Consider the following 22736-nt stretch of genomic DNA (forward strand, 5'->3'; position numbering starts at 1 on the left):
CATATGAGACCGCTCGAAGATTATTTAGTTATCGATTTCAGCCAGTTTCTATCGGGACCCTCGGCAAGTCTGCGTCTGGCCGACATGGGCGCCCGTGTAATTAAAATTGAGCGTTTAGGTGTGGGCGACATTTGCCGCACCCTTTACACCTCAAATTTGATCATGAATGGAGAATCATCAGTTTTTCATGCCATCAATAGAAATAAAGAAAGTTTTGAAGTGGATTTAAAAAGTGAAGAAGATTGTGAAATGGTACGCGAACTGCTCAAAAAAGCAGATGTGATGATTCATAATTTTCGTCCGGGTGTAATGGAGCGTTTAGGTTTCGATTATCCTTCGGTCATCGCCTTCAATCCCAACATTATCTATGGGGAGATCTCCGGTTATGGGAACACAGGAGAATGGAGAAATAAACCTGGTCAGGATTTATTGTTGCAATCGGTTACTGGTCTAACTTCATTAACCGGTAACGCTGATAGTGGCCCTGTAGCCATGGGTTTATCCATCGTCGATATGTTAGCTGGCGCGCATTTAGCACAGGGACTTCTGGCTTGTTTATACCGCAAAGCAATAAAAAATGAGGGTGGATTTATACAGGTGAGCATGATGGAATCGGCTTATGATTTCCAGTTTGAAACCATTACAACCTTTATGAACGATGGCGGCGCTTTACCTGAACGATCAAAAAAGAACAATGCCAACGCATATTTAGGTGCACCCTATGGTATTTATCAAACAGAAAACGGATATTTAGCATTGGCAATGGGTTCAATTCCTCAACTTGGTGAATTACTGGGTTGCGAGCAATTGGAGGATTACCTTGAAATCAGTGAGGCATTTGATAAGAGGGATGAAATAAAGACGATTTTAGCTGATCATCTGTTATCAGATACAACTGAAAAATGGCTTTCCATATTGGAACCCGCCGATATATGGTGTGCCGACGTTTTGAACTGGAACGCCTTAATGGCGCACGAGGGTTTCAAAGTTTTGAATATGATCCAGGAAGTGGAAATGGTGGATGGTTATAAATATGAGACCACCAGATGCCCGATTCGCATTGACGGCGAATTACTCACTTCAACGGTAGGTTCGCCAAAGTTGGGGCAGGATAATGAAAAAATTATCAAAGAATTTACAACACAGAATACAATTGCAAATGCATAACCAGATAGATACTTTTAAAATAGCCGTCCGCAAATTTGCTCCCTTTGAATCTGCCATGCAGAAGTTCTGGGACGAGTATTGCGCTTTTTCCGGCTGTAAACTGAAGCTGGAGATGGTGGTAATGGATTTGCATGAATTATACAACAAAACCATTACTGAAAAAGGTTTGGCAAATGGCGACTTCGATATTGCCCACATCAACACCGATTGGGTTTTGGAAGGGTATGTCAATCAGGATTTCGAGGTTTTAAACCCCTACATCAACAGAAATAAACCTGACGATTTCCCAAGGGGATGGAGTAAATCCCTTCTGGGTTTACAACGTTTCGGCTGGGAAGTAGTGGGCTTGCCCTTTCACGACGGACCTGAATGTTTTATTTACAGAAAAGATTTATTTGAAAGTGAAACGGAAAAGGCAGGTTACCTGGCACAATTTGGTAAAGCTTTGGAAATACCCCAAACCTGGGAAGATTTCCATCAGGTAGCACAGTTTTTTAATCGTCCGGAAGAGCAGTTGTATGGCAGTGTTTTCGCGTGCTACCCAGACGGGCACAACACCGTTTTTGATTTTTGCCTGCAATTGTGGACCAGGGGCGGAGCCCTCACTGATAAAAATGGCTTCATTCAAATCAATACGCCTGAGGCTATTGACGGTCTGAATTTCTACCGTACAATGGTAAATGATCAAACGGCTGTTCATCCGCAGTCTTTTGCTTTTGAATCTGTGGCCGCAGGCGCCGCTTTTTCTCAAGGTGAGGCCGCGATGATGATCAACTGGTTTGGCTTTGCTGCCGTTTGCGAAGTAGATGCAAACTCGAAAGTGAAAGGTAAAGTCGATGTTGCGCTGCTACCATCGGCTCCTGATCAGCATTCCGCTTCGCTGAATGTATACTGGCTTTATACCATTGCCAAGGGTAGCAGAAATAAAGACATAGCCTATGATTTTTTACGCTTTGCATTGGCAGAAGAACAGGATAAACAACTTACTTTAGCCGGTGGAATCGGATGCAGGCACTCTACCTGGGATGATAAGGAAATTAATGAAATTATTCCCTATTACCATAAATTAGCAGCATTACACGAGGTAGCAAATATGCTGCCACGGAAACAAAACTGGGCCGCTATAGCAGCGATAATTGATCAAATGGTACTGGACGCGGTTCATACAGGCAAGCCTTCGGAAGAACTCGCTGAGCTTGCACAAAGCCAGATTAATGAAATTGATAAATGAGTATTGATATAAGATATAAACCCGCATTACCCCAAACAAAACAGCCCATAATCATTATTGGTGCAGGTGGTATTGTGGTTGATGCGCATCTCCCGGCGTACAAAATTGCAGGTTTCGAAGTTCACGGAATTGTAAACCGTACAAAAGAAAGGGCTCAAAAACTGGCCGATACTTTTGGAATACCCAATGTATACAATTCGTTAGCAGAGGCAGTGGCCGGAGCGCCCGAAAATACGGTGTACGATTTAACCATTATGCCTGCCCAATACATCGAAGCTTTAAACCAGTTGCCCGATGGCAGTGCCGTATTGATTCAAAAGCCAATGGGTGATGATTTTGCCCAGGCAAATGAAATCCTGGAATTATGCAGGGCAAAAAACCTGAAGGCTGCAATAAACTTCCAACTGCGCTTTGCGCCATTTGTAAGTGCCGCACGATATCTTATCGGGCAGGGTTTAATAGGGGAATTGTATGACATGGAAGTTCGGGTGACAATCAAGACCCCATGGGAGATTTTTCCGCATGTGATCATCCATCCCCGCCTCGAGATCCAGTATCACAGCATTCATTACGTCGATTTAATCCGCTCATTTTTAGGAAATCCTCAAAGTGTTTTGGCAAAGACTTTGAAACATCCGGCCAAAAATCTGTCATCATCGCGCTCAACAATTCTGTTCGATTATGGCGATACTTTACATGCCGTAATCAATACCAACCACGACCATGATTTCGGTCCTGACCACCAGGAAAGTTATATCAAATGGGAGGGAACCAAAGGAGCTATTATGGCCAAAATAGGTTTACTAATGGATTACCCGCATGGTGTGCCTGATGTTTTTGAATATTGCCTGGTGGAAGATGGGAAATCTCCCGTGTGGCAAACAGTCAAACTCGAAGGATCCTGGTTCCCCGAAGCCTTCATCGGTACCATGGCAAACCTGATGCGCTTTAGTGAAGGATCAACAGACGTACTGCATACCAGCGTTGAAGATGTGATTCAAACGATGGCGGTTGTAGAAAGTGCTTACCAATCAAGTGATTTTGGTGGCGTTAAAGTAAAAGATAAAGAATAAACGATGTATTTCAAATCAACATTTTTTGAGGACTATCAGTTACAGGATAAACGTGTAACCCTGGGCCGCACTATAACAGAAACCGATTTTGTAGTTCATGCCGGGCATACCGGTGATTTTTTTCCACACCATATGGATGCAGAGTGGTGTGCCACCCAACCCTTTAAACAGCGCATTGCTCATGGCACGATGATTTTTAGTATCGGTATCGGTTTAACTGCGTCCGAAATTAATCCTGAGGCCATGTCGAAAGGTTATGATAAATTGCGTTTCGTAAAGCCGGTATTTATAGGTGATACCATCCACTCTGAAGTTACGATCTCTGAAAAAGGAGATAGTAAAAGACCAGAATATGGAACCGTAACGGAGCATGTAGAAATCATCAACCAGCACGGAGAAGTCGTTTTGGTATGCGAACATTTACTCGTAGTAAAGAAAAAATAAACTAATGACAAATGGCTATTGAAAAATAACGTAATGGTCATTGAAGCATTGAACAAATAAAAACCAAATATAATGAACCACAACACACAGCCAGAAATTGTTACTGAGGGCGATCCGTCGTCAGGGAAAAAGTATTTATTGCCGTTTATTCTAGTGGTGAGCCTGTTTTTTCTCTGGGGAATGGCACACAACCTGGATTCCATTTTAATTCCACATTTAAAAAAAGCTTGTAATCTGAATAACCGCCAATCAACTTTGATTGATACATCTGTTTTCTTCGCTTATTTTTTAATGGCCATTCCAGCCGGAATGATCTTGAAGAAATGGGGGTACAAAGCTACCATGATTTCGGGATTACTCGCTTTTGCACTTGGTGCTTTTCTCTTTGTACCGGCTGCGAACAGCTTGTCGTATATCACTTTTTTAATTGCGCTTTTTATTATTGGATGCGGCTTAACCATGCTCGAAACCTCGGCAAACCCTTATGCGGCAGTTTTGGGAGATCCTGCAAAGGCAACCAGCAGATTAAACTTGGCAGCCTCTTTCAATGGTCTGGCTGCGATGGTTGCACCGCTTATTGGCGGTTTATTTATTCTTTCTGGAAAATCTCATACGAAAGAAGAACTGGCGGCAATGACAGAAGTTGGCCGAAACAATTACTTTTTGGAAGAAGCTGCATCAGTTAAAACACCATATATCACTTTAGGCATTATTCTATTGGTTATCGCTGCAATATTTTATTTTATCCATCTGCCCGAAATTAAAACGAAAAGTATTGATGGGGAAGCTAAAGGCAGCTTTTTTGGAGCTTTACGTCACAAACATCTAAGATGGGCAGTTGTTGCACAGTTTTTTTATGTTGGCGCGCAAGTTTGTGTAACCAGCTTTTTTATCAGAATGGCACAACAGGGCGGTGGTTTTGATGAAAAAACAGCAGCTTCATATTTAGCTGTTTATGGCTTTTTGTTTACAGCAGGTCGGTTTGCCGGTACTGCACTTCTGCAGTTTATCGCCTCAAACAAGTTGCTGGCTATTTACGCAATCGTATCCGTATTATTATGTCTGGTGGCCATATTGGGACAAGGATCTTACGTAGTATATGCGCTTGGTGCTATTGGTTTCTTTATGTCAATTATGTTTCCTACCATTTTTGCGCTCGGTATTGATGGAATTGGGGAAGATACAAAACCAGGCTCTTCGTGGCTGATTATGTCGATTGTTGGCGGCGCTATCCTCCCATTCGGAATGGGTACTCTAATAGATATGTATGGAGATAATATCCAGATCGGCTATAGCATTCCATTGGTTTGTTTTGTGGTAGTTCTTTATTTCGGATTAAAAGGATATAAAATTGCTCATAAGTAATGACGGATTTTAAATATCTCAGGGTTTTCATTTTTACTTTGCTGATGAGTTCTATCTTGTCAGACAACGTTTTCGCGCAACAAAACGAAAATGCAAAACCCTGGGTATTCTGGTATTGGGTTAAGGGGGCGGCTTCTAAAACAGGCATTACTGCCGATCTGGAAGCTATGAAAGTAAACGGGATTGGAGGAGCTTATCTCATGACCATTCAAGGTCCCGATAAAACACCTTTTTACCATCCTCCTGCAGTTCAGCTCAGTTCCGAATGGTGGAAACTGGTAGAATTTGCAATGACTGAAGCTAAACGGCTGGATCTCAAACTGGGCATGCACGTAAGTGATGGTTTTGCCCTTGCCGGCGGCCCATGGATTACACCTGATTTGTCCATGCAAAAGGTAGTCTGGACAAAAACCAATATCACCAATGGAGCCTCCGTAATAAAATTAGCCCAACCCGAAACAAAGGAAAACTATTATCAGGATATTGCCGTTTATGCCTTTCCCTCACCAACCGGCCAGGGCATTTCCACCAGAACTGTAATTCCCAAAATCACGGCAAGCAATGGCGCCGATGCAAGTGGTTTGATTCAACCTGGAAATAAGAAAAACTTCGGGGCCGCAGAGCCATGCTATATTCAGTATGAATTCGAAAAACCTTTCACCTGCAGAACAATAACCATTAAGGTAAGTGGCAACAATTATCAGGCGCAACGCCTGGCGATGGAGACCAGTGACGATGGCATAACCTTTCATCCGGCAGGGCGTTTAGAAGCGCCACGTCACGGCTGGCAGGATACGGATGAGGATGTAACGCATTCCATCTCTCCATTAACCGCTCGCTTTTTCAGGTTTATCTATGATAAAAAAGGTTCAGAACCCGGTGCGGAAGATTTAGATGCGGCCAAATGGAAACCCTCCTTAAAACTCATCAATCTGGAACTATCGTCTGAAGCCAGCATCAATCAGTTTGAGGGTAAGAACGGTTCCGTATGGCGGATCAGTAAAAGAAGTACCGGGGAGCAAATTGCTAAAAATCTGTGTGTCCCTTTAAATAAAATCATTAACCTTTCAGAAAAGTTGAAACCTGATGGTACATTAAACTGGAAAGCGCCAAAAGGAAACTGGACAATACTAAGAATCGGGCACACATCCACAGGCCATACCAATGCGACTGCTGGTGGCGGAATGGGGTTAGAGTGTGACAAATTTAATCCGGAGGCAGTAAAGTTGCAGTTCGATAACTGGTATGGGGAAGCATTAAAGCACGGCGGTCCGGAAATTGCCAAAAAGGTGTTGAGTGTTTTCCATGTGGATAGCTGGGAATGTGGCAGCCAGAATTGGTCACCCTTATTTAAAACTGAATTTTTAAAACGCAGGGGTTATGATTTAACACCCTATTTACCGGTGATGACTGGCCTGCCTGTTGAAAGTGCCCAGGTTTCTGAGAACTTTCTATATGATGTGCGGAAAACAATAGCTGAACTGGTAGTAGATCAGTTTTACAAAACACTGGCCATACTGGCTAAACAAAAAGGAGTCACCTTTACAGCAGAAAGTATCGCGCCGACAATGATGAGCGATGGTTTATTACATTACAAAACCGTCGATGTGCCCATGGGCGAATTCTGGTTGAACAGCCCTACGCATGATAAACCGAATGATATGCTTGATGCGATTTCAGGCGGACATATCTACGGTAAGAATATTATCCAGGCTGAGGCATTTACAACAGTAAGAATGGACTGGAACGAAAGCCCTGCAAACATGAAAACCCTGCAGGACAGGAATTATGCGTTGGGTGTAAACAGAATGGTTTACCACGTTTTTGTTCAAAACCCGGATACCAGTTTAAAACCTGGGGTAAGCCTTGATGGCGTAGGCTTATACTTTCAACGTGATCAAACCTGGTGGAAGATGGGAAAAGCCTGGGTAGATTATGCCGAAAGGACACAGGAATTGCTGCAGCAGGGTAAACCAGTCGTTGATATAGCCGTTTTTACGGGCGATGATTTTCCCCGTCGTTCGGTTTTGCCCGATAGGCTGGTGGAAACTTTACCCGGGATTTTTGGAAATGAGGTAGTCGAAAAGGAAAAGAAACGTTTGGCTAATGTGGGAGAGCCGCTCCGTCAGATTCCGGCAGGGGTAACTCACTCCGCAAATATGGCCGATCCTCAAAACTGGGTAAATCCCTTGAGGGGCTATGCCTATGATAGCTTTAATCCCGACGTATTGGCTTCGGCAACGGTAAAAAATGGCAATGTGGTTTTCGAAAGCGGAGCCAGCTATAAAATTCTGGTAATTCCCGGGGCCATGAAAATGAATCCGGATAACCGCTACATTAGCTATGAAATCCTGAAAAAACTTTCGGAGTTGATTAAAAGTGGGGCGAAGGTGATCGTTTCAGATAAACCACTTTATGAGAATGGAATTAGACAAGAGCGTCAGACTGAATTTGATCAACTAGCCACTGAAATCTGGGATGGCAATTTTGAATCGTATAAAAGTAATGGCCATCCGCTTTATCAGAAGAAATTAGGTGCCGGAAGGGTTTTTCAGGCACCTTTTTATGGAGAAACTTTTGATGCTATAGGTTTAGAAAGGGATGTTGATGTTAAGGATAAAGGGGATATTAAGCAGGGCGATGCCTATGCAAAAAGTGTCGGCTATTCGCACAGAATGGATGGAGATAAGAATATTTATTTCATTACCAACCAGGAGGATAAGAAACGCAGCCTTCAGTTCAACTTCAGAAACACCGGAAATTCAGCTCAGATCTATGATCCGGTAAATAATACCTGGTCAGTTCCCATTGAGGTTAACCGTGGGGTTTCCGGAACCAATGTAGATTTAACCCTGTATCCAAATCAATCAGTTTTCATTATACTGGATACAACTTTTGTTCGTCCTCAAAATACGGGGCAGCAATTTAATACTGCTAAAGAAAACAATTTCAAATCCATTCAGGACATTTCAGCATCCTGGGACGTGAAATTCGACCCCGCATACGGAGGGCCTTCGAAACCTGTCCCGTTTAAACAATTAACAGATTGGACAAAACATCCGGATAGCACAATTAAATTCTACTCGGGCACGGCAACTTATACCCGAAACTTTACCTATAGCGGCAATACCAAAAATACATGGGTAGATTTAGGTGATTTTTCCAGCATGGCACATGTAAAAATCAATGGCGTATCCTGCGGAACCTTGTGGACGCCACCTTACCGGCTGGACATCAGTAAAGCAATCAAAAAAGGAAAAAATATTATTACAGTAGAGGTTGTAAATACCTGGGCCAACCGCTTAATCGGCGAAAGTAAGCTGCCCGAAAATAAAAGAATTACAAAAACAACTGCCCCCTTCCGTCTGGAAGGTAAACCTTTAAATCCTGCGGGATTGTTAGGGCCGGTTGTGATACAAGTGGAGGAGAAATAAGATATGCGCGCATTCAACATTTATTTAACAATTGCCCTGGCCACCCTCTCGCTTTTTGCAAAGGCGCAGGATAAAGCCTTGGTTAACAATTCAAAATCACCTTACGCCAAATTGCACAGCATTAATATGACTGATGTGAGCTGGACAAAAGGTTTTTGGGCCGATCGTTTTAAGGTCGCTACTGAAACCATGGTACCCAATATGTGGGCCATATACAATGATCCTAAAATCAGCCATGCCTTCAAAAATTTTGAAATCGCTGCCGGACTCGATACAGGGTCACATGCAGGACCCTCGTTCCATGATGGTGATTTCTATAAAACGCTGGAAGCTGTGGCTGTACTTTATGCGTCAACGAAAAATCCAAAACTCAGCGACATGATGGATCAGGCCATTGTGGTGATTGGAAAATCGCAACGTGAAGATGGCTATATTTACACCAAAGCGATGATTGAACAGCGAAAAACGGGTTCTATAAATCAGTTCCAGGACCGGCTAAGCTTTGAGTCTTACAATATTGGCCACCTGATGACTGCAGGCTGCATCCATTACCGCGCTACCGGCAAAACCACTTTGCTCAACATTGCTAAAAAGGCAACCGATTATCTGTACAATTTCTATAAATCTGCATCACCAACCCTTGCCAGAAATGCTATTTGCCCCTCGCATTATATGGGGGTAGTCGAAATGTACCGCACCACTAAAGATCCCCGCTATCTGGAACTGGCGAACCACCTGATTGCAATCAAAGGAAAAATTGATGATGGCACTGACGATAACCAGGACAGGATACCCTTTCTGCAGCAAACCAAAGCCATGGGGCATGCGGTACGGGCGAACTACCTCTACGCCGGGGTAGCAGATTTGTATGCCGAAACCGGTAAAGATTCGCTGCTGAACACTTTAAACCTCATGTGGGATGATGTAAATCAGCATAAAATGTACATTACTGGCGGCTGTGGTTCGCTGTATGATGGAACATCTCCTGATGGAACTTCATACAACCCTGCTGATGTTCAGAAAATTCACCAGGCTTTTGGCCGTGATTATCAGTTGCCGAATTTTACTGCACACAACGAAACATGCGCCAATATTGGTAACGTGCTGTGGAACTGGCGTATGCTTCAGATTACCGGGGATGCCAAATATGCCGATATTATGGAACTCGCGTTACACAATAGCGTTTTATCGGGAATCAGCCTGGATGGTAAAAACTTTTTGTACACCAATCCACTTGCACAATCAGATGACTTACCCTTTAAACAACGCTGGAGTAAGGACAGGGTTCCGTATATTGCTTTATCAAACTGCTGCCCGCCGAACGTGGTACGAACCATTGCGGAGGTAAGTGATTACGCGTATAGCGTCTCTGATAAGGGACTGTGGTTTAATCTATATGGCGGCAATAATCTGAGCACTAAGCTCGCAGACGGAACCGGGGTTTCGCTTGCCCAGGAAACCAACTATCCCTGGGATGGGCGGATCAAGATCAGCCTAAAGGAAACAGCAGCTAAATCCTATTCTCTGTTTCTAAGGATCCCATCATGGACCCACGACGCACAAATCAGCATTAATGGAAAATTAGCGCAAATCAAAGTCAATCCCGGAAGCTATGCAGAAATAAACCGGTCGTGGAGAAAAGGTGATGTTATTGAACTGAATCTACCTATGGATGCAACCTTGATTGAGGCGAATCCACTGGTGGAGGAAAACCGGAATCAGATTGCCGTAAAACGCGGGCCAATAGTATATTGCCTGGAATCGACTGATTTGCCCGGAAAAAGCATTTTCAATGCTTTTGTGCCCACTTCAACCATGTTCGAAGCCAAACCAATCCATATTGATGGTGCTGAAATGATGAGCCTGGTTGGACAGGCCAAAATAGTAGCGCCAAACAATTGGAAAAACGTATTGTACAGGCCTGTGGATAACAAGAATGTAACACAGGAAATAAAACTGATACCTTATTTTGCATGGGGAAACCGTGGCCATTCAGAAATGTCAGTATGGTTGCCGGTGAGTAGATAGATAAAGAAGATAAAAATGAAACTAAAACTGATAATACTTTTAAACTTTGCCTGCTGCGTTATCGCATCCGCAACCATAAAACCGGCATCAATCTTTACCGATCACATGGTTTTACAGCAGCAAAGTAATGTTGCCATTTGGGGTTGGGCAAAGCCATCCAACAAGGTAAAAATTACCACGTCATGGAACAAAGAAAGCTATACGGTAACATCCGGACAGGATGGGAAATGGAAAGTTAAAGTGTCTACTCCCGTAGCTGGCGGCCCCTATAACATTGAATTCAACGATGGAGAAAAACTCGTTTTAACGGATATATTGATTGGAGAGGTATGGTTCTGTGGCGGGCAGTCCAACATGGAAATGCCCCTTAAAGGCTTTAAAGGGCAGCCCATTATAGGCTCTAATGAAGCAATCCTGAAATCTACTAATCAGAATATCCGAGTCTATACGGTTCCGCGTTCGTCAATTACCACACGTCAGGAAAACAGTAAACCTTCACAATGGAAAGCAGCAGCGCCGGAAACCGTTTCAAATTTCAGTGCGACCGCCTGGTACTTTGCAAGGTTGCTGAGCGAAATGCTAAATGTGCCCATCGGCGTAATCAACGACAGCTATGGCGGTTCAACCATTGAAGCCTGGATGTCGCCAGAAGATTTAAAACCTTATTCGGAGATTAAAATTCCATCAAAGGGCGATAGCATCAAAGAGGTAAGCAGAACCCCTACAACGCTTTACAACGGCATGCTTTCTCCGGTTATCGGATACGGCATTAAAGGTGCCATCTGGTACCAGGGCGAATCCAACTATGAGCGTCCCGATCGTTATGAAGATTTGTTCCCGGCAATGGTTTCTTCATGGCGCAAAAATTGGGAAAATGGCGAATTCCCTTTTTATTATGCGCAGATTGCCCCTTACAATTATACACAGTTGCCACCGAACCATATTGGCGGTAAATTTAATTCCGCGTTTTTAAGGGACGCACAACGGAGATCATTAGCTAAAATTCCAAACTCCGGAATGGCCGTTCTCCTTGATATCGGTGAAGAAAAATCGATACATCCGGCTAACAAAAAGCAAGGTGGCGAACGTCTGGCATACCTCGCTCTGGCACAAACCTATGGCATAAAAGGCTTTGGTGCCTACAGTCCAACCTACGATTCATTAACTATTGATAAAAATAAAGCCGTAATTAAGTTTCAAAATGTACCGAATGGCTTAACTTCATTTGGAAAAGAATTAAACTTATTTGAAGTGGCAGGAGCGGACAAGAAATTTTATCCTGCGAAAGCGGTAATCAATGGCAGCAGCATAAGCGTTTCAGCAGAGCAGGTGAAAATACCGGTTGCTATTCGTTACGCATTTAAAGATTTTGTTACCGGCGAACTATTTGGAAATGATGGTTTACCTGTTTCCTCTTTCCGTACTGATGATTGGGATAACTAATATGTTTTTAATCGCACAGAGAAAAAGATTACAACGTATGTTCACTGCGAACTTAAGTTCTCGTGGAAGACATCTGTGGAGACTGAACCTTCACCTTTTCTTCGTGTTATTTTTGTCCTGTTGGTTGATGCAAAGGGCGACCGCCCAGGAAAACCTGACCTGGACATCTGAAAGCAAAAACGCATCGGAATCGATGCCTGTAGGCGGCGGCGATATCGGTTTAAATCTTTGGGTAGAAAAAGGTGAGCTTTACCTTTACCTCGCCAAAAGCGGTACGTTTGATGAAAACAATACGCTACTGAAGCTCGGTCGCATCAAACTCAGGTTGAGTCCCAACCCTTTTGAGGGGGAAACGTTCAAGCAGGAGCTGATCCTCAAAGATGGTTATGCACGCATCGAGGCTGCAAATCATAATCTGAATGCGCAAATTAACGTATGGGCAGATGTTTTCAATCCGGTCGTTCATCTGGATATCAAAGCGAATAAAAAGATTACCGCCTTAGCCAGTTACGAAAGCTGGCGATACGAAGACAGGGTAACCAAAGGCAAGGAAAATAACCAAAATTCGTACAAATGGGCGCCGCAGGGCGAAGTGAAAACTTTTAAAGATCAAATTGGTTTCAATGGTAATGCTGTTCAGTTCTACCATCAAAACAAGGCTCAAACTGTTTTTGATGTTGCGGTAAAACAACAGGGACTGGAAGATAGAAAGTCAGAATTGTTTAATCCATTGAAAAACCTGATTTCTGGTGGCTTGCTCAAAGGCGATAACATGATTTTGGCGGGTATTGATAGCGGTACATATTTAAATACACCATATAAAGCCTGGAAGCTAAAAAGCAAGAAGCCCTCAAAGGCTGTAAATCTAACCATCGCTCTAAATACCTTAACCACTGAATCCTTTCAGGAATGGGAGAGGAGTATAACTGAAACCAATACTGAAAACAATCAAACTGCCAGCAAAAACTGGTGGAACGAGTACTGGGAAAAGAGCTTCATTTATATCAATGCCAAAAACGATGAGGCCAACCAAACGGGCAGAAATTATCAGCTGTTCCGATATATGCTTGGCTGTAATGCCTTTGGAAAATACCCGACTAAATTTAATGGGGGCTTATTTACTTTTGATCCTCTGTTAACGGACTCAACCTTAAAATATACACCTGATTTCAGGAATTGGGGTGGAGGTACCCATACTGCGCAGAACCAGCGGCTGGTGTACTGGCCGATGCTGAAAAGCGGTGATGGCGACCTCATGAAACCGCAGTTCGATTTCTATCTCAATTTATTGAAGAATGCAGAGATCAGAACGCAAGCTGCATGGGGGCACCAGGGTGCAAGTTTTACCGAGCAGTTAGAGAATTTTGGTTTACCAAATCCCGCCGAATATGGCTGGAAACGTCCCGCCGGTTTTAATAAAGGTATGGAATACAATGCCTGGCTGGAATACGAATGGGACACGGTATTGGAATTCTGCCTGATGATTCTGGAAACTGAAAAATACAGCGGTTCCCGAATCGAAAAGTATTTGCCGCTAATTGAAAGTTCACTACGCTTTTTTAAGGAACATTATACTTTTCTGTCTAAAGAGAGAGGCGCCAAAACGCTGGATGCAAATGGTCATCTGGTTCTGTATCCGGGTTCGGGAGCGGAAACGTATAAAATGGCCTATAATTCGACCTCAACCATTGCTGCTTTGAAAACGGTTCTGCAAAGTTTGCTTGCCCATCCTGGCTTGTCTGATCAACAAAAAACATATTGGGAGGAAATGCTAAAGACCATTCCTGCGATCACTTTCCGCGAGATTAATGGTCATACAACAATTGCTCCTGCAAAACTCTGGGAACGAATCAACAATACCGAAAGCCCGCAGTTGTATCCGGTTTATCCCTGGGGAATATATGGGATTGGTAAAGCCGGTTTGGACACCGCAATCAACACCTTCAGGTATGATCCGGATGTACTGAAATTCCGCAGTTATATAGGCTGGAAGCAGGATAATATTTTCGCCGCACGACTCGGTTTGACCGATGATGCAGCAAAGTTAACCACGGCCAAACTAAAGGATTCAGGAAGAAGGTTTCCGGCTTTCTGGGGGCCGGGATTTGATTGGGCACCAGATCATAACTGGGGTGGATCTGGAATGATCGGTTTACAGGAAATGCTGATGCAGGTTGATAGGAAGCATATTTATTTGTTTCCGGCCTGGCCAAAAGATTGGGACGTTCACTTCAAACTTCAGGCGCCTTATCAAACAACAGTAGAAGGAACCTTAAAAAATGGAAAATTAATAGATTTGAAGGTATTACCAGAATCAAGAAAAGCAGATATAAAAATAATGATCTAATGAGTGAGTTTTGAATGGTTGAGTAGTAAATTACTCGTTCTATTAATCCCTCATTCACTAATTAAAAAACTATGGATTTACAGTTAAAAGAAAAAGTGATTATCATTACCGGTGCCGCAAAAGGTATTGGTCGCAGCATTGCAGAAGTATTTGCGAAAGAAAATGCAATAGCGGTAGTTGTTGGCAGAAAAGCAGAAGATAACCAGAAAGTGGTTGATGCAATTGCAGGGCAAGGTGGCCAGGCTGCTCAGTTCGTTGCCGAATTATCAAACCCCGAAGATTGTGAAAAAGTAGTTGCAGAGATTGTGGCTAAGTTCGGACGCATTGATGGCCTGGTGAACAATGCCGGTGTAAACGACGGCGTTGGTCTGGAAAATGGAAACTATGAGGATTTTATGGCCTCATTGCACAAAAATGTGGTTCACTACTACCTGATGGCTCATCACGCTTTGCCGGAATTAATTAAAAGCAAGGGAGCAATTGTAAACATTACTTCAAAAACGGCCGAAACAGGGCAGGGAAATACTTCAGCTTATGCTGCTGCAAATGGAGGTAGAAACGCCTTAACACGCGAATGGGCAGTGGAGTTGCTGAAATATGGTATTCGTGTAAATGCAGTTGTTGTTGCCGAATGCTGGACACCTGCTTATGAAACCTGGATAGATACGTTACCGGATGCGCAGGCAAAACTCGACGAAATTACTGCTAAAATCCCATTGGAAAACAGAATGACCACTGCTGAGGAGATCGCCAATATGACAGCCTTTTTGATGTCTGAAAAATCAAGCCATACCACCGGCCAGATTATTCACGTTGACGGCGGGTATGTGCATTTAGACAGAGCTTTGGCGAATGCATAATATTCACTCATTCAAAATTCACTCATTAACATATGAAAACCCTTACCTGTACAACGCCCGGAACTTTCGAATATTCAGAAACAGAAAAACCTGAACTGAAAAAAGACCATGCCATCATAAAAATTAAACGAATCGGTATTTGTGGTACTGATTTACATGCTTTTGAAGGTACCCAGCCCTTTTTCAATTATCCCCGTGTTTTAGGTCACGAGCTTTCGGGAGAACTGGTAGAGGCTGATGGAGCCCCAGGCTTCAACATCGGAGAGGCCGTAACCTTTATTCCCTATTTCAATTGTGGTGAATGTATTGCATGCCGGATGAATAAACCCAATTGCTGTGTAAAAATGCAGGTTTGTGGTGTGCATGTAGACGGGGGGATGCGTGAATATTTACAGGTTCCATCGCGTACGCTTTTACATGGGGAAGGTTTAAGTTATGATGAACTGGCCCTGGTGGAACCCCTGGCTATTGGTGCTCATGGTGTTCGCAGAGCTGATGTGCAACCTGGCGAATTTGTATTGGTTATTGGCGCAGGCCCGATTGGTTTGGGCACTATGGAATTCGCCCGCATTGCAGGCGGTAATGTGATTGCGCTCGACATTAACGACGACCGACTTGCCTTTTGTAAAGAGAAACTAGGTGTTGCGCATGTCATTAATGCGCTTTCTCCTGATGTACTTCAACAACTTAGCGACATTACCAATGGCGACATGCCAACAGTGGTTATCGACGCAACCGGAAATCAAAAGGCGATAAACAATGCAATAAATTACATGGCCCATGGTGCAAGGTTCGTTTTAATTGGACTGCAAAAAGGTGATCTGATTTTCAACCATCCCGAATTTCATAAACGTGAATCCACTTTGATGAGTAGCAGGAATGCTAATATTGAAGATTTCGAACATGTGATTAAATCAATGAAAGCTGGTTTGGTAAAGCCAACAACCTACATCACCCATCAGGTGAGGTTTGAAGACGTTAAAACCGAATTTGAAAGCTGGCTTGATCCGAAAAACGGAGTGATCAAAGCGATGATCAATATGGCCGATTAGTTTTATAAAATAAAAGCCGATAAATAAATTTATCGGCTTTAGGGTATTTGAGCGCGTATGTAATATTATTTGTAGAATACTTCGTTCCAATGCAATTCATTTCTGAACTGATTGATTTTGGTATCTGCACCGATATTGATGTATTCCAAACCTGCAATATTTGCAAAGTCTGATAAATGTTCTGTAGTTAAATTCTGACTATACGCCGTATGGTGCGCACCACCAGCGTAAATCCATGCGGCACAACCGGTTTTCATATCTGGAAGTGGCTTCCATAGCACGCGGGCAACAGGCAGGTTTGGCAAGTCATGCTCAGCTTCTACTGCCGTTACTTCATTTACCAGTAAACGGAAACGACTTCCCATATCAATTAATGAAGCATTTAATGCATCGCCACTACCCACATTAAATACCAAACGGGCAGGATCAGCTTTACCACCAATACCTAAAGGATGTACTTCAAGGCTTGCTTTGCCCTGAGCTAGTGAAGCATCAACTTCGAGCATATGCGATCCCAAAACCATTGAATTTGAAGGGTCGAAGTGGTAAGTATAATCTTCCATAAAAGCATTTCCACCAGGTAAACCAGCACCCATTACTTTACATGCACGTACTAAAGCAGCTGTTTTCCAGTCGCCTTCACCAGCAAAACCATAGCCATCGGCCATTAATCTTTGTGCCGCAATTCCAGGTAATTGAATCATGCCATGCAGATCTTCAAAAGTATCTGAGAAGCCTTTAAAGCCACCATCTTCCAGGAATTTTCTTAAACCCAATTCGATTTTTGCCGCATCGTAAACCGATTGATGTCTGGCACCACCAGCTTTCAAATCATCAGCCATATCGTAGGTTTCTTCATATTCCTGTAGTAGACCCTGAATTGATTCCTCACTAATGCCATTGATTACGGCAACCAGGTCGCCGATACCATAAGTATTTACCGAGAAACCAAACTTCATTTCTGCTTCTACTTTATCACCATCTGTAACGGCTACGAAACGCATATTATCGCCAAAACGAACAAATTTTGCTCCTTGCCAGTCGTTCCATCCAGCTGCGGCCCTCGCCCAGGTATCAATTTGTTTTGCAACCTCTTCATCCTGCCAGTGGCCCACCACTACTTTGCGGTCTTTGCGCATACGCGAAACGATGAATCCAAACTCACGGTCGCCATGGGCACTCTGGTTCAGGTTCATGAAATCCATGTCAATCGTGTTCCACGGAATATCGCGGTTGAATTGAGTGTGCAGGTGCAGTAAAGGTTTTTGTAATACATTCAATCCTCTGATCCACATTTTAGCAGGAGAGAATGTATGCATCCAGGTCATTACCCCGATGCAGTTTTTATCGGTGTTAGCTTGCTGTAAGGTTTCAAAAATCTCCTCAGTAGTTTTCACGATTGGTTTATACACTACCGATACCGAGATGCTGCCATTCTGGTTTAATGAATCAGCAACCTGCTGCGCGTGATCAGCCACTTGTTTTAAGGTTTCTTCCCCGTACAAATGTTGCGTACCAGTAATAAACCAAACTTCTAATTTTTTTAAATCAATCATTTTTTATTTGTTTAATTGCTTAACTTCTTATTTGTTATTGTCCGTAATAGGCTCCGGCACCATGTTTACGCTCATAATGCTTTTGAACCAATGATTCCTTCAGCTTTGGTGCCTGCGGATTGATCTGCTCAGTTAACAAAGCCATCTGCGCAACTGCTTCCAGAACGGCACTGTTGTAAACGGCTTTTTCAGCGGTCTTACCCCAGGTAAAAGGGGCATGGTTGCCTACTAAAATCATTTCAACCTCTTTGTAACTTAAACCCAGGCTTTCAAAATGATTCATGATCTGGAAACCGGTTTCATATTCATAATTTCCTTTAATCATAGCATCCTCCATAGGTGGTGCGCAAGGAATATCAACTGTTAAATGGTCTGCATGAGTGGTTCCGAAAATAGGAATTGCTCTTTGCGCCTGCGCCCAGGCCGTACCGTAGGTAGAGTGCGTATGCACAACACCGCCAATATCTTCCCAGTGCTTGTATAATACTGCATGGGTTTTTGTGTCGGATGATGGACGTAAATCGCCTTCAACCGTGATGCCCTCAAAATCCACTATCACCATTTTCTCCGGTGATAAATCTTCATAAGGTACACCACTGGGTTTGATGGCAAAAACACCTTTAGCGCGGTCGGCCGCACTTACGTTACCAAAAGTGAAAAGCACCAGGCCTAGTTTGGGTAATTGCATATTGGCCAGGTAGGCCTGTTCTTTTATATCCTGATAGTTGCTCATGATAAATAAGGTTTAACGTCTTTCTTGTTGTAGCGCTCCAGGTAACGGCCTAAACCAAGGTATTGCTGATAATGCATTCTGTACATTTTCTGCTTTTTAATATTTGGTTTGTATTCCTTCTCAAATCCTGTTCCCATTGCTGCCATAGCCTCTTCAATTGTTGGGTAAATACCCGCTGCAACTGCGGCAAACATAGCGGCACCTAAAGCACAGGTATGTTCAAAACGGTGTATCCTGATGGGCATTTCTAAAACATCCGACATCATTTGCATAATATAGGCTGATTTTTTAGCTACACCACCAATACCGATAATTCCTTTTACCGGAACGCCCTGTTCTTTAAAGCGGTCTACAATAGCCTTGGCTCCAAAACAGGTTGCTGCCGCCAGTGCACGGAAAAAACGAGGGGCATCGGTGCCTAATCCTAAACCGGTAATCGCACCTTTAAGTTCCTGGTTGGCGTCTGGCGTTCTCCTGCCGTTCAGCCAATCAATGGCCAGCTCGGCATAGTCTTCATCTTCCAGCGCTTCCGCCTGTTTACTAAGGTTAGCAATGATTTTGCTTTCCAGTTCATCCTTTAAAGCCATGGCTGTTGCCTCATCAATGAGATTTGATTCGGTAAGTAAATGATTTAAAGGCCAGCTGATCAGATTTTTAAACCAGGCATACACATCACCAAAAGCAGATTGCCCTGCTTCTAAACCCGCCATACCCGGAATAACCGATCCATTTACCTGTCCACAAATGCCGCTGATTAGTTTTCCATCTAAATCCTGATTAGGGGCAACAAGAATATCACAGGTACTGGTGCCCATTACTTTACTCAGGTAATATGGCTCAATCTGACCGCCAACGGCACCCATGTGAGCATCGAAAGCGCCAACACCGATTACAACATCAGTAGATAAGCCAAGTTTATCAGCCCATTCTTCACTCAAAGTGCCCGCAGAAACATCTGAAGTATAAGTATCTGCAAATAATTTATCCCTAAAACCAGCTAAAAGCGGGTCAAGGCTGCTAAAAAAATCCTCCGGAGGTAATCCGTTAAATTCCTCTGCCCAAAGTGCTTTATGTCCGGCCGCACAACGACTGCGTTTCATTGTTGCTACATCTTTGCCGCCACAAAGCAGAAAAGGTATCCAGTCGCAATGCTCCACCCACGATTGTGCTCCTGCTTTTATAGATGAATCTATTCTTAAAATCCGCAGTAGTTTAGACCAGAACCATTCTGATGAATAGATTCCACCAACATACTTCAGATAATTCGTTTTAAATTTGGTCGCATGCTCATTGATTTCTGCGGCTTCCTTTACTGCGGTATGGTCTTTCCAAAGTACAAACATGGCATTTGGATTTTCCTCAAAGCCCGGAGTTAACGCAAGAGGAGTACCGGAAGCATCAACCGCAACAGGACTTGATCCCGTGGTATCGACTGAGATTCCTTTAACCGAGGCTGCAATTTCTGATCCGCCGGCCTTTGCTAAACAATCTTTTATGGTATGGGTCAATCCTTCAATATAATCTAAGGGATGTTGTCTGAATTGATTGATGGATGGTTTACAATATAGCCCTTTCTGCCATCTTGGATAAAGGAAAACGGAAGAGGAGATCTCTTTGCCGTCGGTGGTGTCAACCAAAACAGATCGCACTGAATCCGTTCCGTAATCGACACCAATTACATAGTTTGCTTTGCTCATAACAGTAAATAATCGTCTAATTAACGTTTATTTATCCGAAATGCAAAATTTATATAAAAATTTTAATCCACAGATGTTTAAAGAACTCAAACAGCCCGGTGAAATTTTTCGTGGTCACAAAAAAGCCACGTTTTAAAACGTGGCTTCTCAAAATATCAGTTTAAACCCGGTTATACTTTCTTTGGAGGCAAATCAAATGCAATAGCTTCATGCTCGAAATGACCTTTATGTGCACCATCGCAAAATGGTTTGTTTTGTGATAAACCACAACGGCAAATCGATAATACATCTCTTCCTTGTAAACCATAAGTGTTTCCGTTTTTATCTACAATTTCGAAATCCCCCTCGATTTTAACCGACCCGTTGTTATTGATTGTAAGTTTTGTTTTTGACATTATGTTTTGTTTGTATGAAGCAAAATTAAGCCTTAAAAATTACATATTGATCCTTTGATTGTAGTTTAGAAACATTCTCAATCTCGCATCTCCTCTCTACAAGCTCAACCTCAGATATCCCCAATTTCAGTTCTTTCAAACATTTTGGCTGAAATCGCATTTATCCTATAGGAAAAATTATACAGGATGAGTCGTTTCGAAAATAAAGTAGCCCTAATTACAGGTAGCAGTCAGGGCATTGGTGCAGCATGCGCATTGAGATTAGCTAAAGATGGCTGTGACATCGTATTGAACGGCCATAAATTTGATGAAAGGGGAGAAAAGCTTATTGCTGAAATAAACGAGATGGGACGTAAGGCGGCATTTGTAGTAGCAGATTTAAGTCAGGCAAATGAGGCTATCCGTATGGTTGAAGAGGCTGTAAATCAATTTGGCAGGCTCGATATTCTGGTTAACAATGCCGGTGTGGAAAAGAATGCGGATTTCTGGGAGGTTACTGAAGAGGATTACGATCTCGTCATGAACACCAATCTTAAAGGTGTATTCTTCGGCATTCAGTCTTTTGTAAAGTATTGCAGGAAGAACAGTGTTGAAGGGGTGGTGATCAATATGAGTTCAGTACACGAGGAGATTGTTTTTCCGCATTTTGCAGCTTACTGCGCGAGTAAAGGTGGCTTAAAAATGCTTACCCGAAACCTGGCAACTGAACTTGCCCCTTTCAATATCAGGGTAAATAATGTTGCGCCGGGAGCTGTTTCTACGCCAATTAACCAGGACTTGCTAAACAATAAAGAGGAACTGGAACGAGTGATCAGCAATATCCCTTTACGCAGAATGGGCAGGGTAGAAGACGTGGCCGGTGTTGTTGCATTTCTGGCTTCAGATGATGCTGCATACGTAACCGGCTCTACCTACTTTATAGATGGTGGGTTAACATATCATTATGAAGAACAGTAGCTTTTTGAGCGATTATTTTACGGAAATCTTGGGATAGGTTTTACAAACTTAACTTCCAGGATTGCGGTACCATTAAGGGACAGCAGTCTAATACTGCTAGTGGTATCCTAGTGGTTTGCTAGTGGTCTGGTAGTGGTTTGCTAGCCATAAACCACTAGAAAACCGCTTGCAGACAGGTGTTAAGGCTCTTTTTGAGCGGTAAATGCCTGTAGCATAGCAAATACAGTACTTTTTTTGTTCTCCTACAACAAGTTTCGAAGAATTGTCTTTTTTTAAGCAGTTGATCAAACGCTATTTTCAAATCCTGATTTTCTAAGACTTCTCCTAAATAACAGAAATTCTATGGTGGTTATGACTAGGTAAGCGATAGGAAAATAGACCAGGTTGGTCAACACGCTTGTTTGGGCAGCCTGGTAATCAGTTACCAGAACAGGGGACAGGTGAATGACCAGCGCAAGTGCCGGTCCCGGGAAGCTTAATAGTGAGAAGTAGAAATTGTTCCTGATTTTCCTGTTCAGATTCAGGAAAAAGGTCAGTGATGAAATCAGCATTAATATCAGGTATATAAACGATATACCTAAATTCAATATCAATTCTATAACACCCCAGAACTTTCCGAACAGATTTTGTTCGGATGCTGGCGTTTGATGGATCATGATCCTGTAGGTGATGTATAACAGTATACTGCAAATTAAATTAATAAGCCAGTATTTAACTATAATTTTATTCATTGCCCTCTATTATTTTTAAATATTCCTTATTGATGCGTGTATAATATTAAAGAAAATATACCCTTCGATCAATTTTTTAATTTTTCCCCCATTCTGTTCTATCCTATCAAAATGGCAAAGAACCATATCATTATGATAGGGTAGGATAACTGTTCATTTTTTTCAAATAATAATTAAAGGCTTTTAAGTATCCCTACGCTGATGTTTTGGTATCTTTTTTAAC

Annotated in this window: 17 protein-coding genes; 12 read left to right on the forward strand and 5 right to left on the reverse strand. The window is 42.8% G+C overall.

Features of this window, described 5'->3' with window-relative positions:
- Positions 1–3: 3 nt before the first annotated feature.
- From AC570I_RS15690 to AC570I_RS15740, 11 genes are all read left to right on the forward strand, one after another.
- Positions 4–1167: a CaiB/BaiF CoA transferase family protein gene (locus tag AC570I_RS15690; protein WP_497406206.1), complete on the forward strand. Its 1164-nt coding sequence runs from the start codon at positions 4–6 to the stop codon at positions 1165–1167.
- A complete protein-coding gene (locus AC570I_RS15695) occupies positions 1160–2398 on the forward strand; it encodes an extracellular solute-binding protein (RefSeq protein WP_497406207.1) in 1239 nt (412 codons plus the stop codon). The genes AC570I_RS15690 and AC570I_RS15695 overlap by 8 nt, the downstream gene beginning before the upstream one ends.
- The gene (locus AC570I_RS15700) at positions 2395–3471 is read left to right on the forward strand and encodes a Gfo/Idh/MocA family protein (RefSeq protein WP_497406208.1); all 1077 of its coding nucleotides are present in this window, start codon (positions 2395–2397) and stop codon (positions 3469–3471) included. The genes AC570I_RS15695 and AC570I_RS15700 overlap by 4 nt, the downstream gene beginning before the upstream one ends.
- Before the next feature lie 3 nt (positions 3472–3474).
- The gene (locus AC570I_RS15705) at positions 3475–3915 is read left to right on the forward strand and encodes a MaoC/PaaZ C-terminal domain-containing protein (RefSeq protein ID WP_497406209.1); all 441 of its coding nucleotides are present in this window, start codon (positions 3475–3477) and stop codon (positions 3913–3915) included.
- Between the two features lie 72 nt (positions 3916–3987).
- On the forward strand, positions 3988–5280 hold the full coding sequence (gene fucP / locus AC570I_RS15710) for an L-fucose:H+ symporter permease (RefSeq protein WP_047800674.1): 1293 nt from the start codon (positions 3988–3990) through the stop codon (positions 5278–5280).
- Positions 5281–5324: 44 nt separating this feature from the next.
- On the forward strand, positions 5325–8714 hold the full coding sequence (locus AC570I_RS15715; RefSeq protein WP_497406210.1) for a glycosyl hydrolase: 3390 nt from the start codon (positions 5325–5327) through the stop codon (positions 8712–8714).
- Positions 8715–8717: 3 nt separating this feature from the next.
- Positions 8718–10742 (forward strand): aceric acid hydrolase, encoded by a 2025-nt coding sequence (locus AC570I_RS15720; RefSeq protein WP_497406211.1) that lies wholly within the window; start codon positions 8718–8720, stop codon positions 10740–10742.
- 15 nt (positions 10743–10757) lie between these two features.
- A complete protein-coding gene (locus AC570I_RS15725; protein WP_497406212.1) occupies positions 10758–12185 on the forward strand; it encodes a sialate O-acetylesterase in 1428 nt (475 codons plus the stop codon).
- Between the two features lie 127 nt (positions 12186–12312).
- On the forward strand, positions 12313–14532 hold the full coding sequence (locus AC570I_RS15730; protein ID WP_497406213.1) for a DUF5703 domain-containing protein: 2220 nt from the start codon (positions 12313–12315) through the stop codon (positions 14530–14532).
- Positions 14533–14603: 71 nt separating this feature from the next.
- Entirely contained in the window at positions 14604–15392 is a 789-nt protein-coding gene (locus tag AC570I_RS15735; protein WP_497406214.1) for an L-fucose dehydrogenase, read from the forward strand.
- A gap of 32 nt (positions 15393–15424) precedes the next feature.
- A complete protein-coding gene (locus tag AC570I_RS15740) occupies positions 15425–16444 on the forward strand; it encodes a zinc-binding alcohol dehydrogenase family protein (protein ID WP_497406215.1) in 1020 nt (339 codons plus the stop codon).
- Between the two features lie 65 nt (positions 16445–16509).
- Here AC570I_RS15740 and araA read toward each other — a convergent pair whose 3' ends face one another.
- The 4 genes from araA to AC570I_RS15760 form a co-directional block, all read right to left on the reverse strand.
- On the reverse strand, positions 16510–18000 hold the full coding sequence (gene araA / locus AC570I_RS15745) for an L-arabinose isomerase (protein ID WP_497406216.1): 1491 nt from the start codon (positions 17998–18000) through the stop codon (positions 16510–16512).
- 34 nt (positions 18001–18034) lie between these two features.
- Entirely contained in the window at positions 18035–18733 is a 699-nt protein-coding gene (locus tag AC570I_RS15750) for an L-ribulose-5-phosphate 4-epimerase (protein ID WP_497406217.1), read from the reverse strand.
- Positions 18730–20430 carry a ribulokinase gene (locus tag AC570I_RS15755; RefSeq protein WP_497406218.1) on the reverse strand — a complete coding sequence of 567 codons (1701 nt, stop codon included), beginning with the start codon at positions 20428–20430 and terminating at the stop codon, positions 18730–18732. The genes AC570I_RS15750 and AC570I_RS15755 overlap by 4 nt, the downstream gene beginning before the upstream one ends.
- Positions 20431–20600: 170 nt before the next feature.
- Positions 20601–20825, reverse strand: a complete 225-nt coding sequence (locus tag AC570I_RS15760; protein ID WP_047800666.1) for a CDGSH iron-sulfur domain-containing protein — start codon at positions 20823–20825, stop codon at positions 20601–20603.
- Between the two features lie 186 nt (positions 20826–21011).
- Between AC570I_RS15760 and AC570I_RS15765 the strand changes: the two genes are divergently transcribed.
- Positions 21012–21782, forward strand: a complete 771-nt coding sequence (locus tag AC570I_RS15765) for an SDR family NAD(P)-dependent oxidoreductase (RefSeq protein WP_497406219.1) — start codon at positions 21012–21014, stop codon at positions 21780–21782.
- A 284-nt stretch (positions 21783–22066) separates the two neighbouring features.
- On the opposite strand, the gene AC570I_RS15770 is transcribed toward AC570I_RS15765, so the two are convergent.
- Positions 22067–22513 (reverse strand): hypothetical protein, encoded by a 447-nt coding sequence (locus AC570I_RS15770; RefSeq protein ID WP_497406220.1) that lies wholly within the window; start codon positions 22511–22513, stop codon positions 22067–22069.
- Positions 22514–22736 lie beyond the last annotated feature (223 nt).

It is taken from the genome of Pedobacter sp. A2324 (assembly GCF_059693705.1).